19 protein-coding genes and 1 other RNA gene are annotated in these 17,944 nt (G+C 64.9%); 6 read left to right on the forward strand and 14 right to left on the reverse strand.

What is annotated here, in order from left to right; genetic code table 11:
• Window positions 1-4: 4 nt before the first annotated feature.
• Both SDENCHOL_RS00760 and SDENCHOL_RS00765 read right to left on the reverse strand, forming a co-directional pair.
• Window positions 5-2,212 (reverse strand): heavy metal translocating P-type ATPase, encoded by a 2,208-nt coding sequence (locus tag SDENCHOL_RS00760; RefSeq protein WP_067171285.1) that lies wholly within the window; start codon window positions 2,210-2,212, stop codon window positions 5-7.
• Window positions 2,213-2,284: 72 nt separating this feature from the next.
• Window positions 2,285-2,848: a hypothetical protein gene (locus SDENCHOL_RS00765; RefSeq protein ID WP_154715703.1), complete on the reverse strand. Its 564-nt coding sequence runs from the start codon at window positions 2,846-2,848 to the stop codon at window positions 2,285-2,287.
• 337 nt (window positions 2,849-3,185) lie between these two features.
• On the opposite strand from SDENCHOL_RS00765, the gene SDENCHOL_RS00770 reads away from it, so the two are divergent.
• Entirely contained in the window at window positions 3,186-3,692 is a 507-nt protein-coding gene (locus SDENCHOL_RS00770) for a macro domain-containing protein (protein WP_067171279.1), read from the forward strand.
• 84 nt (window positions 3,693-3,776) lie between these two features.
• On the opposite strand, the gene SDENCHOL_RS00775 is transcribed toward SDENCHOL_RS00770, so the two are convergent.
• Entirely contained in the window at window positions 3,777-4,619 is an 843-nt protein-coding gene (locus SDENCHOL_RS00775) for an alpha/beta fold hydrolase (RefSeq protein ID WP_067171277.1), read from the reverse strand.
• Between the two features lie 100 nt (window positions 4,620-4,719).
• On the opposite strand from SDENCHOL_RS00775, the gene argH reads away from it, so the two are divergent.
• Window positions 4,720-6,159, forward strand: coding sequence for an argininosuccinate lyase (argH, locus tag SDENCHOL_RS00780; RefSeq protein WP_067171274.1), 1,440 nt, complete (start codon window positions 4,720-4,722; stop codon window positions 6,157-6,159).
• A 30-nt stretch (window positions 6,160-6,189) separates the two neighbouring features.
• Window positions 6,190-7,488 carry a serine/threonine-protein kinase gene (locus SDENCHOL_RS00785; RefSeq protein ID WP_067171271.1) on the forward strand — a complete coding sequence of 433 codons (1,299 nt, stop codon included), beginning with the start codon at window positions 6,190-6,192 and terminating at the stop codon, window positions 7,486-7,488.
• A 106-nt stretch (window positions 7,489-7,594) separates the two neighbouring features.
• On the opposite strand, the gene grxD is transcribed toward SDENCHOL_RS00785, so the two are convergent.
• The gene (gene grxD, locus SDENCHOL_RS00790; RefSeq protein WP_154715704.1) at window positions 7,595-7,918 is read right to left on the reverse strand and encodes a Grx4 family monothiol glutaredoxin; all 324 of its coding nucleotides are present in this window, start codon (window positions 7,916-7,918) and stop codon (window positions 7,595-7,597) included.
• 168 nt (window positions 7,919-8,086) lie between these two features.
• Here grxD and SDENCHOL_RS00795 point away from each other — a divergent pair, with 168 nt between their 5' ends.
• Window positions 8,087-8,968 carry an alpha/beta fold hydrolase gene (locus SDENCHOL_RS00795; protein ID WP_160329889.1) on the forward strand — a complete coding sequence of 294 codons (882 nt, stop codon included), beginning with the start codon at window positions 8,087-8,089 and terminating at the stop codon, window positions 8,966-8,968.
• 16 nt (window positions 8,969-8,984) lie between these two features.
• Here SDENCHOL_RS00795 and prmC read toward each other — a convergent pair whose 3' ends face one another.
• From prmC to hemA, 3 genes are all read right to left on the reverse strand, one after another.
• Entirely contained in the window at window positions 8,985-9,866 is an 882-nt protein-coding gene (prmC, locus tag SDENCHOL_RS00800) for a peptide chain release factor N(5)-glutamine methyltransferase (RefSeq protein ID WP_067171265.1), read from the reverse strand.
• On the reverse strand, window positions 9,856-10,938 hold the full coding sequence (gene prfA / locus SDENCHOL_RS00805) for a peptide chain release factor 1 (protein WP_067171261.1): 1,083 nt from the start codon (window positions 10,936-10,938) through the stop codon (window positions 9,856-9,858). Before prfA ends, prmC begins: the two co-directional genes overlap by 11 nt.
• A 75-nt stretch (window positions 10,939-11,013) precedes the next feature.
• Complete coding sequence (gene hemA / locus SDENCHOL_RS00810; RefSeq protein ID WP_067171358.1) at window positions 11,014-12,276, reverse strand: glutamyl-tRNA reductase; 1,263 nt, start codon at window positions 12,274-12,276, stop codon at window positions 11,014-11,016.
• A 189-nt stretch (window positions 12,277-12,465) separates the two neighbouring features.
• On the opposite strand from hemA, the gene rapZ reads away from it, so the two are divergent.
• Both rapZ and SDENCHOL_RS00820 read left to right on the forward strand, forming a co-directional pair.
• Window positions 12,466-13,356 (forward strand): RNase adapter RapZ, encoded by an 891-nt coding sequence (gene rapZ, locus SDENCHOL_RS00815; protein WP_067171258.1) that lies wholly within the window; start codon window positions 12,466-12,468, stop codon window positions 13,354-13,356.
• A gap of 18 nt (window positions 13,357-13,374) precedes the next feature.
• Window positions 13,375-13,752 carry a NusG domain II-containing protein gene (locus SDENCHOL_RS00820; RefSeq protein WP_067171256.1) on the forward strand — a complete coding sequence of 126 codons (378 nt, stop codon included), beginning with the start codon at window positions 13,375-13,377 and terminating at the stop codon, window positions 13,750-13,752.
• 66 nt (window positions 13,753-13,818) lie between these two features.
• On the opposite strand, the gene ssrS is transcribed toward SDENCHOL_RS00820, so the two are convergent.
• From ssrS to SDENCHOL_RS00855, 7 genes are all read right to left on the reverse strand, one after another.
• Window positions 13,819-13,998: non-coding RNA, 6S RNA (gene ssrS / locus SDENCHOL_RS00825), on the reverse strand.
• A gap of 25 nt (window positions 13,999-14,023) precedes the next feature.
• Entirely contained in the window at window positions 14,024-14,401 is a 378-nt protein-coding gene (locus SDENCHOL_RS00830) for a cell division protein ZapA (RefSeq protein ID WP_067171355.1), read from the reverse strand.
• Between the two features lie 8 nt (window positions 14,402-14,409).
• The gene (locus tag SDENCHOL_RS00835; RefSeq protein ID WP_067171253.1) at window positions 14,410-14,610 is read right to left on the reverse strand and encodes a hypothetical protein; all 201 of its coding nucleotides are present in this window, start codon (window positions 14,608-14,610) and stop codon (window positions 14,410-14,412) included.
• Between the two features lie 86 nt (window positions 14,611-14,696).
• Window positions 14,697-16,022 (reverse strand): spinster family MFS transporter, encoded by a 1,326-nt coding sequence (locus tag SDENCHOL_RS00840; RefSeq protein ID WP_067171249.1) that lies wholly within the window; start codon window positions 16,020-16,022, stop codon window positions 14,697-14,699.
• A 36-nt stretch (window positions 16,023-16,058) separates the two neighbouring features.
• Window positions 16,059-17,318 carry a CaiB/BaiF CoA transferase family protein gene (locus SDENCHOL_RS00845; RefSeq protein WP_083522909.1) on the reverse strand — a complete coding sequence of 420 codons (1,260 nt, stop codon included), beginning with the start codon at window positions 17,316-17,318 and terminating at the stop codon, window positions 16,059-16,061.
• A gap of 62 nt (window positions 17,319-17,380) precedes the next feature.
• The gene (locus tag SDENCHOL_RS00850) at window positions 17,381-17,701 is read right to left on the reverse strand and encodes a type II toxin-antitoxin system RelE/ParE family toxin (RefSeq protein WP_067171242.1); all 321 of its coding nucleotides are present in this window, start codon (window positions 17,699-17,701) and stop codon (window positions 17,381-17,383) included.
• The gene (locus SDENCHOL_RS00855; RefSeq protein ID WP_067171240.1) at window positions 17,688-17,894 is read right to left on the reverse strand and encodes an addiction module protein; all 207 of its coding nucleotides are present in this window, start codon (window positions 17,892-17,894) and stop codon (window positions 17,688-17,690) included. The genes SDENCHOL_RS00850 and SDENCHOL_RS00855 overlap by 14 nt, the downstream gene beginning before the upstream one ends.
• Window positions 17,895-17,944: the final 50 nt, after the last annotated feature.

A 17,944-nucleotide genomic window follows, 5' to 3' on the forward strand; every position in this document is an offset into this window, starting at 1 on the left:
CCGCTCAGCGCGCGCCGCGCGAAAAATGCCGCAGCAGGCGCAGGCCGTTGGCGACCACCAGCAGGCTGGCGCCCATGTCGGCGAACACCGCCATCCACATCGTCGCCATGTCGAACAGCGCCAGCAGCAGAAACGCCAGCTTGATCGCCAGCGCCAGGACGATGTTCTGCCAAAGCACGGCGTGCGTGCGTTGCGACAGGCGCAGCAGATCCGGGATGCGGTGCAGGTCGTCGTTCATGATCACGATGTCGGCCGCCTCCATCGCCACATCCGTGCCGATGCCGCCCATGGCGATGCCGATATCGGCCCGCGCCAGCGCCGGCGCATCGTTGATGCCATCGCCGACCATTGCCGTCCGGCCGGCGCCATATTCGCGCTGCAGCGCCTCGATCGCCGCCAGCTTCTCCGCCGGCAGCAGGTTGCCGCGCGCGGCCTCGATGCCGGCCGCCTCGGCGACGACGCTGACCGTCAGGGCATTGTCGCCACTCAGCATCAAGCTGTGCACGCCCAGTTGCCGCAGCTCGGCCAGCGCCGCCTGCGCGCCCGGCTTGAGCGTGTCGGCCACGGCAAAAATCGCCAGCACCCGGCTGGCCGAAGCCAGCAGCGTCACCGTGCGCCCCTGCGCCTCGTGCCGGGCCAGGCGGGCTTCGATATCCGCGCTGCACAAACCGCGCTCCTCGATCAGCGCATGATTGCCGAGCAGCAACAACGCACCGTTGCTACGCGCTTCGACGCCGCGCCCCGGCAGCGCCTGAAAGCCGCTCAGGGCATGGCCCACGGCGGCGGCTGGTTTCGGCAAGCCCGCCGCGATCGCCTGCGACACCGGATGATCCGAATGCGCCGCCAGGCTCGCCGCCCAGGCCAGCACGGTTGCAGCGTCGTGTTCCGCAGGCAACAGCTCCTGCGCCACCAGTTGCGGCCAGCCCAGGGTGATCGTGCCGGTCTTGTCGAAGGCGATGGCCCGCAAGCCACGCGCCTCTTCCAGATGCGCCCCGCCCTTGATCAGAATGCCGTGACGCGCCGCCGCCGCCAGCGCGCTGACCACCGTCACCGGCGTAGCGATCACCAGCGCGCAGGGACAGGCAATCACCAGCAGCACCAGCGCCTTGTAGATCGCCTGCGTCAACGGCCAATCCAGCAGCCAGGGCCCGGCGGCGGCCACAGCCAGCGCGATGAGAAACACCGCCGGCGTATATACCGCCGCAAAACGGTCGACGAAACGCTGCGTCGGCGCCCGGCTCGCCTGCGCCTCCTCGACCGCATGAATGATGCGCGCCAGCAAGGTGTCCGCGGCGCGCGCCGTGACGCGGATTTCCAGCATGCCCGTGGCGTTGATCGTGCCGGCATACACCGCATCGCCCGGCTGCTTGTCCACCGGCAGGCTCTCGCCGGTCACCGGCGCCTGATTCACCGTGCTGGTACCGTCCACCACCTGCCCATCGACGGCGATGCGCGCGCCGGGCCGCACTCGCACCAGCGCGCCCGGCGCAAGCGTTGCCACCGGCGATTCGTGCCAATGGCCGTCCGCCTGCCGCACCTCGACGCTGGCCGGCGTCAATGCCAGCAGACGCGCGATCGCGCCGCGCGCCCGCGTCACCGCCCGCGCCTCGATCAGCTCGGCCAAGGCGTACAGCGCCATTACCATCGCCGCCTCCGGCCACTGGCCGATCAGGAACGCGCCGCTCACCGCCACCGTCATCAGCGCATTGATGTTCAGGTGGCCGTGACGCAAGGCCGCCAGCCCCTTGCGATAGGTTTCCTCCCCCGCCAGGGCGATTGCCAGCACCGCCAGCGACATGCCCAGCAGCCGTAATGGCAGGACATCGGCCGCCAGCAGATGCAGCAGCTCGGCCAGCACGGCAAAGCCGAGCGCGGCCAGCGGGCGCAATGGCAGCCGCGTCTGCCGCGCTGACTGCTCTGCCGCTGGCGCTGCCGGCGCTTCAGGCGCTGGAGTCTCTTCAGTCCAGGGTTCGACACTGTAACCACACCGGCGAATGGCCTGCACCGCCGCTTCGCTCGCCGCCTGCGCCGCCGCACCGGGCCGCTCGAACTCGATGCTCAACAGCCGCCGTGGCAGGTCGAAGCGCAGTCCGCGCACGTCCGCCATGCCTTCCAGCGCCGCACGAATCTCCGCTTCCTCGGCCGGACAATCCATGGCCGGGATGCGGAAGCGATGCACCGCCCGCGGCGCGTTATCGTGAGAATCCGTCATCGCCATGCCGACCCATACCCAACCCGGACGCGCGCAGACACAGGTGTGAAGCCCGCCCCGGCGGCTTCGCGCTCACTTGCGCTTGCGGCCACGGTGTTCACGCCAGGAAAGCAGCGCACCGATAAAAAAGATGACGAGCGTCAGCAAACCGGCCAGCAGCACCTGCCGCGACGGGCCTCTGGATTTTTTTGCGGCCTCCGCAGCCTCTGCGGCATCCTCATCCAGGTTCAGACTGGCCGTCACCGTCTCGTTCAAGCCGCCCTGGCTGATGCGAACCTGCAGCGCCACTTGCCCGCTCAAGCCGACAGGCAGTATCAAGGAATAGTTGCCCCCGCCATTCGCCCTCGCCTGCAATGCCAGATCGTCCAGCACCACTTCGAGCCTGGCCGCATCGGCATCGAGCGAACCAGCGCCGTTGCGGGGCTGCAGATGGAGCTGCAATTCCCGCGTCCGCCGGCCGGGCTCTGCCGGCTGCAGCACGCCACTCAACTCGAAATCTCCGGCCATGGCGGAAAACCGGGGCAGCGCGTGAGCCTGAGCATCCGCCGGCACCGACGCAGCACTTTTCTCCTGCCCGCCGTGCGCATGGGCCGGAAAAACGAACAGCATGGCCGGGCCGAAGAACAAGAGCGACAAGAACGCAATCCATTGCCTGAACGGGCAAGCAAGAATCAAACGAACCCGATGAACCCAATCGAATGCGCCGGGTTCTGGATATCCGGGATGGCGGCTGATGGAATATACGGTCATGTCAGTGCGAGTCGAAGCGGAGGCAACGATGGATTATGCCTTGCAACCGGCCCCTTGATCACCCGGCAGGCTTGCCGAACGGGATGCGGCGGCAGGCGTCGATGAGTCCTCGCAATGATTGATGCGCGTCAATACCTGCGCAGGGGTTTTGAATAGAATCGAAGAATCGAAGGATTGAAGAGTTGAAAGATTGCATCATTCATTTACCGTAAAGGAGCATTACATGATTCGTGAAATTGAAGGCGACATTCTGTTCAGCCAGACAGAGCTCATCGCGCATGGCATCGCCACGCACGATCCGTTCGACTCGGGCCTGGCGCTGGCGTTGCGCGAGCGCTTTCCGTCGATGGTCAAGGACTATCGCCATGCCATGCATGCCAAGGCGCCGGAAACCGGGCAGATCTGGGCCTGGCGCGGCGTGGACGAGGGCGGCTCGACGCGCGGCATCGTCAACCTGCTGACCCAGGGCATGCAGGGCCAGGGCAAATCGGCACGGCCGCTGAAGGCGCGTCTGGAAGACGTGAATCACTGCCTGCGCGCGCTGGCCCGGCATGTGCAGGACGAAGGCGTCAAAAGCCTGGCCTTGCCGCGCCTGGCGACCGGCGTGGGCGCACTGCCCTGGAGCGATGTCAAGCCGTTGATCCAGCAGCATCTGGGTGGACTGGGTATCCCGGTGCTGGTGTACGAGGTCTATCACCAGGGTCAGCAAGCCGACGAAAAACTGGCGTAACGGGTAATCGGGACAGCCGGAACCGATCCGCCTGCCATCCCTGCCCAGTCGTGCGCTGCGACCATTGCAGCGCACGACTGGGCATTATTCTGGCCGATCGGGCAGCGACAACAGCGCGGCGACCATTTCACGGATCGCCGCGGCGGCTTCGAGCGGACGCTCGAAGGGAAACAGATGCCCGCCTTCGATCGGCCGCAAGCGCATGCGGCCGCGCATTTCGCGAATGCCGAAAACGCGCAGCTCGGTGGATTGCCTGCCGCCGATGAAACCCGCCGGCACCTTGAGCCTGGGCAGCAAGGTGTGCATGCGGTGCGGAATGGTGCAATAGATACGGTATTCGATGGCCGGATCGAACCACAACTTGAGTCCTTCGGCAGTGGCCACCGTGCCGTAGCGCACATAGTCGGCGAGGCAATCGGGATCGAAACGGTGAAACAACCTGCGCGTTCTGAAATGCGCCACCGCCTCCTCCGCCGTGGCCCAGTGCTGGCGGCGGTCGCGCGTGGCGCGCGCCGGCGTGACGCGGTCGATGAAGCCGAAGCGCTTGCTCATCTGCATGGCCTGCGCGCGATAGCGGTCGATGACGGGCGAATCAAGCAGCACCAGCGCCGAGAAAAGATCCGGGCGCGCAACCGCCGCCAGATAGCTGAGAAAACCACCCAGCGAATGGCCGACGGCGACGACGGGATGCGGCCCCCGTTCGACGAAGGCGATCAGCTCCTGCGTCAGCTCGGGCCAGCCATCAGTGACGGGATAGGCCGGATCGTGCGCCAGGCGCGGCAGATAGCGGATGTCGAAATCATCTTGCAATGCGCCGAACATCTTGGCGTAGCACGGCGCCGGAAAACCGTTGGCGTGCGAGAAGACCATGGGCAGCCGCCGGGCCTGCGCGCCGCCGATGGTCTCGGAATTTTGCCGTATACTCATGGGCTTTCGACTATATCGAATGAACCTTGCCGCGTGCAAGCGGGCACGCGCGGTCACTTCCATCTCTCTCCGCGCCTCTTTTTACGCTTCCGTTCCGAAAATGACAAACGCGCAACACGACAGCGACAGCAACAAGGCCTGGTCAGGCCGCTTTTCCGAGCCGGTCTCCGATCTGGTGAAACGCTATACCGCTTCGGTGGATTTCGACCGGCGCATGGCCGCCCAGGACATCCGCGGCTCGCTGGCGCACGCGCGCATGCTGGCGCGACAGGCCATCATCAGCGCGGCGGATCTGGCCGCGATCGAAAGCGGCATGGAACGGATTGCCGGCGAAATCGCGCGCGGCGAGTTCAACTGGAACCTGGATGACGAGGACGTGCATCTCAACATCGAGAAGCGCCTGACCGCGCTGATCGGCGATGCCGGCAAGCGCTTGCATACCGGGCGCTCGCGCAACGACCAGGTCGCCACCGACATCCGCCTGTGGCTGCGCGATGCCATCGACACCATTCTGGAACTGATCGGCGACTTCCAGCACGCCCTGCTCGATCTCGCCGAGCATCATGCCGAAACACCGCTGCCCGGCTTCACGCATCTGCAAGTCGCCCAGCCGGTCACCTTCGGCCACCACCTGCTGGCTTACTTTGAAATGACGCGGCGCGATGCCGAGCGCTTCAGTGATTGCAGGAAGCGCGTCAACCGCCTGCCGCTGGGCGCGGCGGCGCTGGCCGGCACCACCTTCCCCATCGACCGCGAGTTCGTTGCCCGCGAACTGGGCTTCGACGAGGTCTGTTTCAATTCGCTCGATGCCGTCTCGGATCGCGATTTCGCCATCGAATTCTGCGCCGCCGCCGCACTCCTGATGACCCATCTGTCGCGCCTGTCCGAAGAACTGATCCTGTGGATGAGTCCGCGCGTGGGTTTCATCGACCTGGCCGACCGCTTCTGCACCGGCTCGTCGATCATGCCGCAGAAGAAGAATCCCGACGTGCCGGAACTGGTGCGCGGCAAGACCGGGCGCGTGAACGGCAGCCTGATCGGCCTGCTCACGCTGATGAAGGGCCAGCCGCTGGCCTACAACAAGGACAACCAGGAAGACAAGGAGCCGCTGTTCGACACGGCCGACACGATCATCGACACGCTGCGCATCTATGCCGACATGCTGGGCAGCCGCGAGGAAAATGGCGAGCGCGTCTTCAACGTGCGCGTCAAGCCGGAAGCCATGGCCGCCGCCCTGCGCCAGGGCTATGCCACGGCCACCGACCTGGCCGATTATCTGGTGAAGAAGGGCCTGCCCTTCCGCGATGCCCACGAAGCCGTGGCGCGCGCGGTGCGCGAGGCAGAGCGGCAGGGCGTGGATCTGCCCGAGTTGCCGCTGGCCACCTTGCAGGAATTTTCGCCACTGATCGCCGAGGATGTGTTTGCCGTGCTGACCGTCGCAGGCTCGCTGGCGGCACGCAATCATGTCGGCGGCACTGCGCCCGCACAGGTGCGCGCCGCCATTGCGCGCGCGCGCCTCTGCCTGGCGCCTGGCCGCTAGCCTCCGGCAACCCCGCGATCCGGCGACCCTGTGGAGCGCATCGGCAAATACGAAATCCGCGCCAGGATAGGCGAAGGAACGACGGCAACGGTTTATCTCGGCTTCGATTCCTTCAACCAGCGCGAAGTGGCGATCAAGCTGCTGCGCGGCGAAATTCTCCAGGACGCCGAGCGCAGCGCCCAGTACCGCCGCATGCTGCTGAACGAAGCCTCGCTGGCCGGACGCCTGCAGCATCCGCACATCGTGCAGATTTTCGACGCCGTGGTCGATGAGGAACAAAGCTACATCGTCATGGAATACGTGCCGGGCTGCACGCTGGAACAGTACATCCATCCCTCGCGCCTGCTGCCGCTGGAGCGGCTGGTGGAAATCATCTTCAAATGCACGCGGGCGCTCGACTACGCCTACACCCATGGCGTCACGCACCGCGACATCAAGCCGGCCAACATCCTGCTGGTGCAAACCAGCGACGGCGCACCCGGCGGCGACATCCGGATTTCCGACTTCGGCGCGGCGCTGCAGGCCGATGCCGAAGGCACCCAGGTCAGCGGCGTCGGCTCGCCGGCCTACATGTCGCCGCAGCAGATCCGCGATCTGCCGCTCGATCATCGGACCGACATCTATTCGTTGGGCGTGGTGATGTACCAGTTGCTGACCGGCCAGTTGCCGTTCAAGGCAGCCAATCACTACGCGATGCTGCACCAGATCCTCAACGCCGAAGTGCTGCCGCCCTCGTCCTATCGCAGCGAAATTCCGCCCAGCCTGGATGCCATCGTCGCCCGCGCCATGCAGAAGGAAACCTCGGCGCGCTACGCCGACTGGAGTGAATTCGCCCGCGATCTGACACAGGCCTTTCGCAACCGGCAGCAGCAGGCGCGGCGTCAGGAATTTCCCGATAGCGAGAAATTCGAATCGCTGCGCGCGCTGCCGTTCTTCCACGAATTTTCCGACGTCGAAATCTGGGAAGTCCTGCGCTTCTCGACATGGCGCGAGGTCGCGCCAGACACCGTCATCATGAAGGATGGCGAAGCGGGCGATTTCTTCTGCTTCCTGCTGGCCGGCGAGCTGGACGTCGCCAAGCACGGCCACAGCCTGAATCGCCTGCAGGCCGGCGCCTGCTTCGGGGAGATGGCGATCATCGACAAGCACAGCAACAGCACCCTGCGCGGCGCGGACGTGGTGGCGAAAACCACCGCCACCCTCGTCACCATCCAGGCCAGCGCCCTGCACCACGCCACGGCGGCCTGCCGCATGCACTTCTATCAGGCCTTCCTCGAAGTCCTTGCCGACCGCCTCAACGAGGCCAACATAAAATTGACTTCGGTGTAGTGGAAGAAGGCGGGAGCGGAGAGTTGCGCGTTGAATGACCAGCGGGAGCGACGCGACTTCTCGCTCCTCGCTCCACACCTGTCAACCGCTCATCGCAAGCCAGGCATCAGGCTGCCTTGGCCGCGTCCAGTTCCTTCTGCAGCTCGCCGGACTGGTACATCTCTTTCATGATGTCGCAACCGCCGACGAATTCGCCCTTGATGTAGAGCTGCGGAATGGTCGGCCAGTTGGCATAGTCCTTGATGCCCTGGCGGATTTCCGGCGAACGCAGGACGTCGACGGCGGCGAATTCCTCGACGCCGCAGTTCTTCAAAATCTGCACGGCGGTCGCCGAAAAACCGCACTGCGGCATGTCCGGAACGCCCTTCATGAACAGCACCACGGAATGGCTGGTGACGATTTCCTGTATCTGTTTTTGCGCGTCGCTCATGGGGAGCCTCGATCCTTCAAATAGTTGAGAAACAAAGTCAGGTATTGTGCCGGGGCGAGGCTTGGGCGTCAACTGACTTGCCCGTTTCAGCGCCCGCTGCGGCACCGACCTGCTACCATGCGCGGCGCTTCCTTCGCCAGCCGCAGCGTCCGCACAGAGACCACTCACATGCCTGCCATCAACGCTACCGAACCCAGCCACGTCACCGCCAACGGCATCCGCTTCGCCTATCATCAGGCCGGCCCCCGGGATGCGCCGCTGGTGCTCTGCCTGCACGGCTTTCCCGACACGGCGCTGAGCTACGCGCAACTGCTGCCGCAACTGGCGGCAGCGGGTTATCGCGCCGTCGCGCCTTACATGCGCGGCTACGCCCCGACCGGCCTGGCGCCCGATGGCGATTATTCGACCACCGCCCTGGGCCGCGACGTGCTGGCGCTGATCGATGCGCTCGGCGCCAGGGATGCGGCGGTGATCGGCCATGACTGGGGCGCTTATGCCGCTTACTGCGCGGCCAATCTCGACGCCAGCCGCATCCGCAGGCTGGTGCTGATGAGCGTGCCGCACATCGGCGGCGCCGTGCAATCGCTGCGGCAATTGCGCCGCTCCTGGTACATCTGGTTCTTCCAGCTCTCCGGCCTGCCCGAGCGGCGCGTGGCGCGCGACGATTACGCCTTCATCGACAGGCTCTATCGCGCCTGGTCGCCGACCTGGCAGGTTGCGGAAAGCGACTTGCGCCCGGTGAAGCAGGCGCTGGCCGCGCCGGGCGGACTGGCTGCCGCCATCGGCTATTACCGCGCCATGTTCCGCGGCTCCAGCCGTGCCGGCTGGGCGCTGCTTTCCGCCAGGACGTCCCCGCCCACGCTGATGCTCTCGGGCGCCATCGACGGCGCCGTCGGTCCTGAAGTATTTGGCCGCAGCCGGGAAGCCTTCACCGGCCCCTTTGAATTTCACCTGCTGCCGGACGTGGGACATTTCCCGCAACGCGAGGCGCCGGATGAACTGGGACAGCGCATCCTGGAATTTCTCGCGCGGGACACGGACGGCCAGTAATCGATCCTAGCGCGCTTCAGCCCGGCCGGCAGCCGCCGCTAACCCGCACGATCCCCGCCAGATCGCGCTGCTGCTCGATCCGGCCATAGCCCGCGGCAAGCAGAAGTTCGCGCGCGGCGCCGACCTGGTCGAAGCCGTGTTCGAAGAGCAGCCAGCCGGCGGGATGCAGATGGGCCGGCGCTTCGGCCGCGATGCGGCGCAGAGCGTCGAGTCCATCCGCGCCGCTGGCCAACGCGCACAGCGGCTCGAAACGCAGGTCGCCCTGACGCAGATGCGGATCGGCCTCGGCGATATAGGGCGGATTGCTGACGATCAGATGGTAGCGCTCACTGCCGCACCGGGACGCCAGCGCGGCGAACCAATCGCTCTCCAGCAGTTCGACGCGGGCGCCGAGAGCCTGCGCGTTCCGGCGGGCAATGGCCAGCGCTTCACCCGACGCATCGAGGGCGGTGACGCGGGCATCCGGCCGTTCCAGCGCCAGGCTGATGCCGATGCAGCCGCTGCCGCAGCCCAGATCGAGGATGCGCGGCGCGGCGATGCCGGCAACCTTGGCGAGCGCCAGTTCGACCAGCAGTTCGGTTTCCGGACGCGGGATCAGCACGCCGGGCGCAACGAAGAAATCGCGGCCATAGAATTCGCGCCGGCCGGTCAGGTAGGCCATCGGCTCGCCGGCGGCGCGACGGGCGACGAGCGCCGCGTAGGCCGCTGCCACAGCGGCATCGAGCGGATACTCTGGATGCGCGACCAGCGCGCTGGCGCTCAGGCCGCTGAGGTGCTGCAGCAGCAAACGCGCTTCCAGCCGGCCGATACGCTGCGCCGCCGCCTGCATGGCCGCGCCCATATCCACGCCAGTTTCCACCGGCGCGCAGGCCGGTGCGTCCGCTCGCTCAGTCGCCATCGGACAACGCGGCGAGCAACTCGGCCTGGTGCTCGGCGATGAGGCCGTCGATCAGTTCATCGAGATCGCCGTTCATGATGGCGTCGATCTTGTAGAGCGTCAGATTGATGCGGTGATCCGTCACCCGGCCCTGCGGGAAGTTATAGGTGCGGATGCGCTCGGAACGGTCGCCGCTGCCGATCAGGCTCTTGCGCTCGGAGGCGATCTTCGCGGCCTGCGCGCGCTCCTGCCGGTCCTTCAGGCGGGCGGCGAGCACGGCCATGGCCTGGGCCTTGTTACGATGCTGCGAGCGGTCGTCCTGGCATTCGACGACCAGGCCCGTGGGCAGGTGGGTGATGCGCACGGCCGAGTCGGTCTTGTTGATGTGCTGTCCGCCCGCGCCCGAGGCGCGAAAGGTGTCGATGCGCAGCTCGCTCGGGTTGAGGTCGATTTCACCCAGCGCGTCGGCTTCCGGCAGCACGGCGACGGTGCACGCCGAAGTGTGGATGCGGCCCTGGGTTTCGGTGACCGGCACGCGCTGCACGCGGTGGCCGCCGGATTCGAACTTGAGTCTTGAATACGCCCCGCTGCCATTGATGCGGACGATGACTTCGCGGTAGCCGCCGAGTTCGGATTCATTCGCCGAAATGATCTCGACCTGCCAGCGATTCCGCTCGGCATAGCGCGTGTACATGCGCAGCAGATCGCCGGCAAACAGCGCCGACTCGTCGCCGCCGGTGCCGGCGCGGATTTCCAGGAAGAGATTGCGCTCATCGTTGGGATCGACGGGCAGCAAGGCCTGCTGCAATTCGTTCTCGACGCGCGCGAGCGCTTCCTCGCAGCGCAGGATTTCCTCCTCGGCAAGCGCTTTCATCTCCGCATCGGCCAGCATCTGCCCGGCGGCGCGCAGATCGTCTTCCAGCTTTCGGTATTCGACATGGAGCGCGACGACCTCGCTGACTTCGGCATGTTCGCGCGACAGCTTGCGATAGTGGTCGATGTCGCGCGTGGCGGTTTCCTCGCCGAGCAGCAGGTCGAGCTCGCCGAGACGTTCGCTGAGACTGTCGAGTTTGTGGCGGATGCTCGGTTTCATTTGGATTTGTCAGGAATGTACGGGATCGCGCCGACCGTGCGCGCCAGTGCAGGTCGCGCGGATGGCCGGACGGCGCTAGTCTCCGGAATGCAGACGGTAAATGCGTGACAGCGCTTGCGCCAGTTGCCTGCGCTCTTCGCCTTCGGCCTGGTTGAGCGCATGCGTCGGCGGATGCAGCAGCTTGTTGGTCAGGCCATGCGAGAGCGCTTCGAGCACCTTTTGCGGATCGTCGCCGCGCGCCAGCAGCTTCTGCGCGTGGTCCAGCTCATGGCGGCGGGTGCGCTCGGCCGTATCGCGCAGGGCGCGGATGGTCGGCACGGCCTCGCGGGCCTCCATCCAGTGAAGGAAATTGGCGACGCGCGAGTCGATGATGCCTTCGGCCTCCACCACCGCCGCCTGACGCGATTCGAGGCCGCCTTCGACGATCTTGCCCAGATCGTCCAGGGTATACAGGAAGACGTCGGCAAGCTCGCCGATTTCGCGCTCGATGTCGCGCGGCACGGCCAGATCGACCATCACCATCGGCCGATGGCGCCGCGCCTTCAACGCGCGTTCCGCGGTACCCAGACCGATCACCGGCAACGGGCTGGCGGTGCATGAAACGATGATGTCGTACTCGGCCAGACGCAGCGGAACCTCGTCCAGACGCATGGCGTCGGCATCGAAGCGCCTGACCAGTTGGGCCGCCCGCTCGGTGGTGCGGTTGGCAATGGTGATGCGCTTGGGCTGGCAGCCGGCAAAGTGCGCCACGCAAAGCTCGATCATCTCGCCCGCGCCGATGAACAGCACCTGCTGCCCGGCGATGTCCTCGAAGATGCGCTCCGACAAATGCACGGCCGCGGCCGCCATCGAAACGATGTTTGCGCCGATCGCCGTGGTCGAACGCACCTCCTTGGCGACGGCAAAGGAACGCTGGAACAGCTTGCCCAGCAGCGTCCCCAGCGTGCCGGCTTCTTCGGCGGTACGCGCGGCCTGCTTCATCTGGCCGAGGATCTGCGGCTCGCCGAGCACCATGGAATCCAGCCCGCTGGCCACGCGGAACATGTGACGCACGGCATCCGGCTGCGGCAGGCTGTAGAGGTAGGGTCGCAGCTTCTCGACCGGCAGGGCGTGATAGCGCGCCAGCCAGTCCGCCGTCAGGGCGACATCGCCGGCCTGGGCAGCCGAACAATACAGTTCGGTGCGATTGCAGGTCGACAGAATCGCCGCCTCGCGCAATTGCCGGTCGCGCACCAGCGCATTCAGCGCCTGCGGCAGGCTGTCCGGCTGGAACGCCACCTGTTCCCGCACGTCGAGCGGCGCGGTATGGTGATTGATGCCGAGGGCAAACAACTGCATGAAGGGAAGCGGAATGACCCGCTGGAAGCCTTGAAAAATCAAGGGAAATTATAGCATCGGCCCTCACCCGCCCGGCTCTGCCCAACGCCTCCCGGCCAGCCGGACCGGCATGACAGGCGATGGCGGATTGGCTATGCTTGCGCTTGGCCAGCCTCCACCTTTCTCCGCCTTTCCCCATTTTTCCAATCCATGCAACTCATATTGATCAGCGGCCTTTCCGGCTCCGGCAAGAGCATCGCCCTGAACGTGCTGGAGGATGCCGGCTATTTCTGCGTCGACAACCTGCCTTCGCCGCTGCTGCTGCAGCTCATCGAACAATTGCGCAGCGAAGCCTATCGTCATGTGGCCGTCGCCATGGACATGCGCAGCGGTTCGAGCATCGCCCAACTGCCGCAGCAGATCGATGAACTGCGCCAGCAGGCCGTCGATGTCCGCTTCATCTTCCTCGATGCGCGCGAGGACGTGCTGATCCAGCGCTTCTCCGAAACCCGCCGGCGTCATCCGCTCGGCGATGCCATCACGACGCTGGCCGAGGCGATTGCGCAGGAACGCAAGGGGCTGGAACATCTGGCCGAACTGGGGCATCGCATCGACACCAGCAATCTGCGGCCCAACGTATTGCGCGCCTTCATCCGCGATTTTGCGGCACTCGACCGGCGCGCCGCACACACCGAAGCCGCCCAGGCCAGCCGTGCGGCGCACTTTCCACAACTGATGCTGCTGTTCGAATCCTTCGGCTTCAAGCACGGCCTGCCACTGGATGCGGACCTGGTCTTCGACGTGCGCTGCCTGCCGAATCCGCATTACGATCCGCAGTTGCGGCCGCTCGATGGCCGCGACCAGCCCGTCATCGACTTCCTCGAAGCCCAGCCGGAAGTCATGCGCATGCTTGCCGACATCCAGCGCTTCGTCGAAAGCTGGCTGCCATGTTACGTGCGCGATTCGCGCTCCTATCTGACCGTGGCCATCGGCTGTACCGGCGGCCAGCATCGTTCGGTCTTCCTCGCCGAACGCCTTGCCCTGGAATTCAGGGATGCCGCCCAGGTACTGGTACGGCACCGCGCCATGACGCCGAAATGAAGCAGTGAACGCCACGGGATGAGGAATCGACTGCACCTGCTGAAGCCGGGCGACTGGCTGGTACTGCTGCTCGCGGCCGCCTGCTGCGCGGCCTTGCTGCCGCTATTGTGGCGTGGCGGCGCGGTGCAGAAAGCAGTCGTGCGCAGCAATGGGCAGATCGTCGCCGAACTGGGAATCGATGCGGCACGGCATTACGAAGTCAGCGGCCCGCTCGGCATCACGGTGATCGAGATTCAGCCCGGCCGCGCCCGCGTGCTGTCCGACCCCGGACCGCGCCAGTATTGCGTGCGCCAGGGCTGGCTGACGCGCGCCAACGCCATCGCCATCTGCGCGCCCAATCAGGTCAGCCTGACGCTGGTCGGACGCGAGCAGGCTTACGACAGCCTGAGTTACTGAACTTGCCGCATGAAACACGGCGGCACGGCAGTCCGGACTTTCCGAACTTCCGTGCCGCCGAGAAGAAGGTCCCCCGCCTGTGCCGCTAGGCCGGCATCCTGAACCTGCGGTTCAGAGCGGCCAGCTTCCTGTCGCTTCAGGTGCCTCCGTGAAGGAGGCTCACAACGGCGACGTTGCGGTTACCAGCCAGATGCAAAGAATATTGGTTCAAGGATTCCATGACCTTGGCGAACACCGCAGGGGATGACTGCGCGCGCGCCAGGAGCAGTTGTTACAGCAGACTTTCCTGCTGATTCAGCACGGCATCCAGACGCGCGACCATGGCGTCGATTCTACGCACAATTCCGGGGCTGTCAAAACTGACGCTGCCATTCTCCGCAAGGCCGGCGGACATCTCCGGGGAACCAACGCCAGAGTCGACCTTGGCCGCCGCGAGCGCCTTGTCCCTGCTCAGCAGTTCGTGCGCCAGGTTCAGCGCCGTCATCACCGCCAGACGCTCGCCGCCGCCCTTGGTACGGGTGGCGATGTCGTTCATTTTCGCCTCGACATGAGCGACCGCGGCCAGCAGCGAGTCGCGCTCCTCGGGCGCGCAGGCAACGCGATATTCGCGGCCCAGCAGGGAGATGTCGATGGTGGAATGGCTGCTCATGATGCGAATCACTCGGCGTCGGCGGGGATTTTTTCCATCAGGGTTTCGAGACGGCTGCGCGTCGATTCGATTTTGGCAATCAAGGTCTGGCGCTCTTCTTCCATTTTGGCCACGCGCGAACGCAGCGCGCGATTCTCCGCGCGCAGGCTCTCGCAGTAGGCGAGAAACTGCTCGAGCTTCTTTTCCAGCAGGGCAAGGCCATTACTCATGGGGTGGAAGTGTGTTGTAAAACACTTTTTCAGTCAAGCAGTAAGCGAAGGCAGTTAAGGTAATTTGGAGCTTGCCGTGGGGCAAGTTAGCCCATCGCCATTTCCTCGCGCAAGCTCTTCGCCGCCTGCCAGAACAGCAGGCTGGCGAAACCACCGAGCAGGCCCATCACCAGCATCGAATAGCGAATGGCCTCGGCGCCATAAATGGGGCCGAAGACATGATCGTTGAGCAGGCCGATCGACAGCGGCCCGAGGCCGGAACCGATCATGTTCACGACGAACAGCAGGATGGCCGCCGCCGTTGCCCGCATGTGCGGCGGCGTGACCCCCTGCACCACCGAGAACATCGGCCCGACGTACATGGCCCCCAGCGTGTAGAACGGAATGAAGCACAGCAGTGCCTGCTGCTTGTCCTGCAAGAGGACGAAGCCGACCAGGAAAGGCACGGCCGTGATCGATTGCATGGCCGGCAGGCGCATGTACCAGCGCGTATCGCGCGCGCCGAAGCGATCGGCCAGATGACCGCCGAGCCAGGCGCCAAGACAGCCGGCAATGCCGATGGTCCAGCCCAGGTGCAGGCCGATCTCGACAAAGGACATGTGATGCACGCGGCCAAGAAAGGCCGGGCCCCAGGTCAGGATCGCATAGCCGGCCAGCGATTGCACCGACGAGGCGAAAGCAACGAACACGAAAGCGCGGCGCGAGCGGAGAAAAGCCAGCACTTCGGCCAGCGTCGCCTGCGGCGCAGGTGACGTGGCCGGAACAGACGGGGGGGTTTCCGAAGGGTGTTCGCCGCATTCGCGACGTTCGGAATAGCCGCGCGGCACTTCCTTCACCGTCAGGCCAACCAGCACCGCCAGTATCAGGCCGGGCAGACCGACAATGAAAAAAGCCATGCGCCAATCATAGTTCTTCAGCAGGTAGCCGCCGGCGAGGAACGCCAGCGCGGAGCCGATATAGACGCCGGCGGCATACATCGACAGCGCCGTGGCGCGCTTTTTTGGCGGGAAATAATCCGAGATCAGGGAATGCGACGGCGGGCTGCCGCCCGCTTCTCCCACGCCCACCAGCACCCGCAGCAGTGCCAGCTCGGCAAAATTGCGCGCCAGGCCGCAGGCGGCGGTCATCCCGCTCCAGATGGTCACCGCCAGGGTGATGATCACCTTGCGCGAACCGCGATCGGCCCAGCGTGCAATGGGTATGCCGACGATGGTGTAGAAGAAGACGAAAGCGAATCCGGAAAGGAAGCCCATCGCCGTGTCGGAAACGCCGAACTCCTGCTTGATCGGCTCGATCAGCATCGCCAGGATCTGCCGATCGATGAAGTTGAAGATATAGGTGATCGACAGCAGCGAGAGAACGTACCAGGCATAGGCGCCGGGCTGCCGGGCTTGGGTTGAGGAGATGGACATCCGGCCTCCGGTTGGGGTTACTTGCTTCGGACGGGTTCAGCCCTGCGCCTTCTTCGCCCGGCGCGCCTCGCGCAACCGCAGCAATTCGGCGTAATCGGCGGCGAGGCCCTTGCTGATCAGATGGTCGATCTCGTCCTTGCCATAGCCGAGTTCGGCCAGCAGCTCGCGGGTATGCTCACCCTGCAGCGGCGGATGCTTCTTCACGCTGACCGGCGTGCCATGGAAATGCACCGGCACGCCCGTGACCTTGAGCTCGCCCAGGGTCGGATGCCGGGTGCTGACGATCATCTTGTTGTGCAGGATCTGCGGATCCTTGACGACATCCTCGACTTCGTTGATCGGCGCGGTGAGCACATCGGCGGCGATCAGTTTCTCGACGAGTTCCTCGCGCGTGAACTTGCGCGTGCCTTCGGAGATCACGCGGTCGAGTTCGTCCTCGTTCTTCAGGCGCTGGTCGATGTTGCAGAAACGCGGATCCTGATCCCAGTCGGTGCCCAGCGCGCGGCAGATGTTGCCGAAGAATTTCTCGCCCGGCGTGGTAATGACCACGTATTTGCCATCCTTGGTCGGATAGACGCCCGACGGCGCGAAGTAGAGGCTGCGATTGCCGGTACGTACGGGAACTTCGCCGGTCGCCAGATAACCGCCGATGGAGCTGGCCTGGGCGTGCATCAGGGTATCGAGCAACGACACGTCGATGCGCTGGCCTTCGCCGGTGGCATCGCGTACGCGCAGGGCCGCCAGCGCGGCATTCGCCACCAAGAGCGAAGTCATCACATCCACCGCCGGGAAGCCGGTGCGCACCGGCGCACCCTTGGGCTCACCGTTGAGGCTCAACACGCCGGTATAGCCCTGGGCGAGGAAGTCGATGCCCGGCCGGCCGGCATAGGGGCCGTCGGCGCCGAAGGAGGTCACCCAGATCCAGATGATGTCCGGTTTGTGCTTCTTGATCTGCTCGTAGTTGATGCCCAGCTTGCTCATCGCCGGTTCGCGCACATTCACCACGACGATGTCGGCAGTGGCGGCCATTTTGGCGAAGACTTCCTGCGCTTCCGGCTGCTGCAGGTCGAGCACCATGGCGCGCTTGCTGCGGTTCAGGCTCAGATACGGCCCGCGCTGGTCGCCGCGCTTCGGACCCAGGTGGCGGCTCTCGTCGCCGTAGTGCGATTCGATCTTGATGACGTCCGCCCCCATGTCGCCGAGCAGGGTGGCGCCATAGGGGCCGGCCAGCATGGTGGACAGGTCGAGGACGCGCAGGCCGGCCAACGGGCCTAGTGAGAAGTCAGGTTGGCTCATGATGAAGAGTCTTTCGTTCAGTCGTGGTTCGATTTACGTGGGTTTGCTGCGTGACACGTTCTCTAGGATTTTTCGATGCGCTCGATCCAGTAATCCGGCCGCCTGTGCTGATGGGATACGGCCACGATCCAGACTTCGCTCCCACGCAGCACATGACGCAGTGCATAGGGAAACCGGGCCATCACATAGCGTCGTACATCGTCGAGTTCGATAGGAAACAAGGTTGGATTTCGGGCGATGCGGGCCACGGCATCCCTCATGTCGCGCTTGAATCGCAAACCCAGTCCGGGCTGCTGGTGCTCGTACCAATCGCACGCATCGCTCAGTTCATGCGCAGCGAACTCGGCGAAGCGAATTCGCAGTACGCGGTTAGTCGTCGCCAAGAATATCCTCAGCGGGTAGCAATTTCATTAGGCCGTCATCGCAGGCGCAAGCGCGCCGGTGTGCTTCCTCCGCCCATGCCTGTTCGATTTCCGGGTCGGATTTGTCCAGGCTTTGCATGATCGATTCAGCAATCTCGTAGCGATCTTCTGCCTTGAGCTGCAATGCCATGTCGATGATTTCACGCTTGCCCATGATTGCTCCTTTCGTTCAACAAACAGCCACTTGGGCACTATCGTAACGAT

The organism is Sterolibacterium denitrificans (genome assembly GCF_900174485.1).
Lineage (GTDB): Bacteria > Pseudomonadota > Gammaproteobacteria > Burkholderiales > Rhodocyclaceae > Sterolibacterium > Sterolibacterium denitrificans.

What these genes read in the sequence shown, in the direction of transcription:
- SDENCHOL_RS00795 (WP_160329889.1), top strand. Translation starts at nt 8,087, where the DNA reads ATGCCTGCCATCAACGCTACCGAACCCAGCCACGTCACCGCCAACGGC.
- grxD (WP_154715704.1), bottom strand. Translation starts at nt 7,918, where the DNA reads ATGAGCGACGCGCAAAAACAGATACAGGAAATCGTCACCAGCCATTCC.
- SDENCHOL_RS00840 (WP_067171249.1), bottom strand. Translation starts at nt 16,022, where the DNA reads ATGTCCATCTCCTCAACCCAAGCCCGGCAGCCCGGCGCCTATGCCTGG.
- SDENCHOL_RS00830 (WP_067171355.1), bottom strand. Translation starts at nt 14,401, where the DNA reads ATGAGCAGCCATTCCACCATCGACATCTCCCTGCTGGGCCGCGAATAT.
- SDENCHOL_RS00820 (WP_067171256.1), top strand. Translation starts at nt 13,375, where the DNA reads ATGAGGAATCGACTGCACCTGCTGAAGCCGGGCGACTGGCTGGTACTG.
- prmC (WP_067171265.1), bottom strand. Translation starts at nt 9,866, where the DNA reads ATGGCGACTGAGCGAGCGGACGCACCGGCCTGCGCGCCGGTGGAAACT.
- rapZ (WP_067171258.1), top strand. Translation starts at nt 12,466, where the DNA reads ATGCAACTCATATTGATCAGCGGCCTTTCCGGCTCCGGCAAGAGCATC.
- SDENCHOL_RS00835 (WP_067171253.1), bottom strand. Translation starts at nt 14,610, where the DNA reads ATGAGTAATGGCCTTGCCCTGCTGGAAAAGAAGCTCGAGCAGTTTCTC.
- SDENCHOL_RS00760 (WP_067171285.1), bottom strand. Translation starts at nt 2,212, where the DNA reads ATGACGGATTCTCACGATAACGCGCCGCGGGCGGTGCATCGCTTCCGC.
- argH (WP_067171274.1), top strand. Translation starts at nt 4,720, where the DNA reads ATGACAAACGCGCAACACGACAGCGACAGCAACAAGGCCTGGTCAGGC.
- SDENCHOL_RS00855 (WP_067171240.1), bottom strand. Translation starts at nt 17,894, where the DNA reads ATGGGCAAGCGTGAAATCATCGACATGGCATTGCAGCTCAAGGCAGAA.
- SDENCHOL_RS00770 (WP_067171279.1), top strand. Translation starts at nt 3,186, where the DNA reads ATGATTCGTGAAATTGAAGGCGACATTCTGTTCAGCCAGACAGAGCTC.
- prfA (WP_067171261.1), bottom strand. Translation starts at nt 10,938, where the DNA reads ATGAAACCGAGCATCCGCCACAAACTCGACAGTCTCAGCGAACGTCTC.
- hemA (WP_067171358.1), bottom strand. Translation starts at nt 12,276, where the DNA reads ATGCAGTTGTTTGCCCTCGGCATCAATCACCATACCGCGCCGCTCGAC.
- SDENCHOL_RS00845 (WP_083522909.1), bottom strand. Translation starts at nt 17,318, where the DNA reads ATGAGCCAACCTGACTTCTCACTAGGCCCGTTGGCCGGCCTGCGCGTC.
- SDENCHOL_RS00775 (WP_067171277.1), bottom strand. Translation starts at nt 4,619, where the DNA reads ATGAGTATACGGCAAAATTCCGAGACCATCGGCGGCGCGCAGGCCCGG.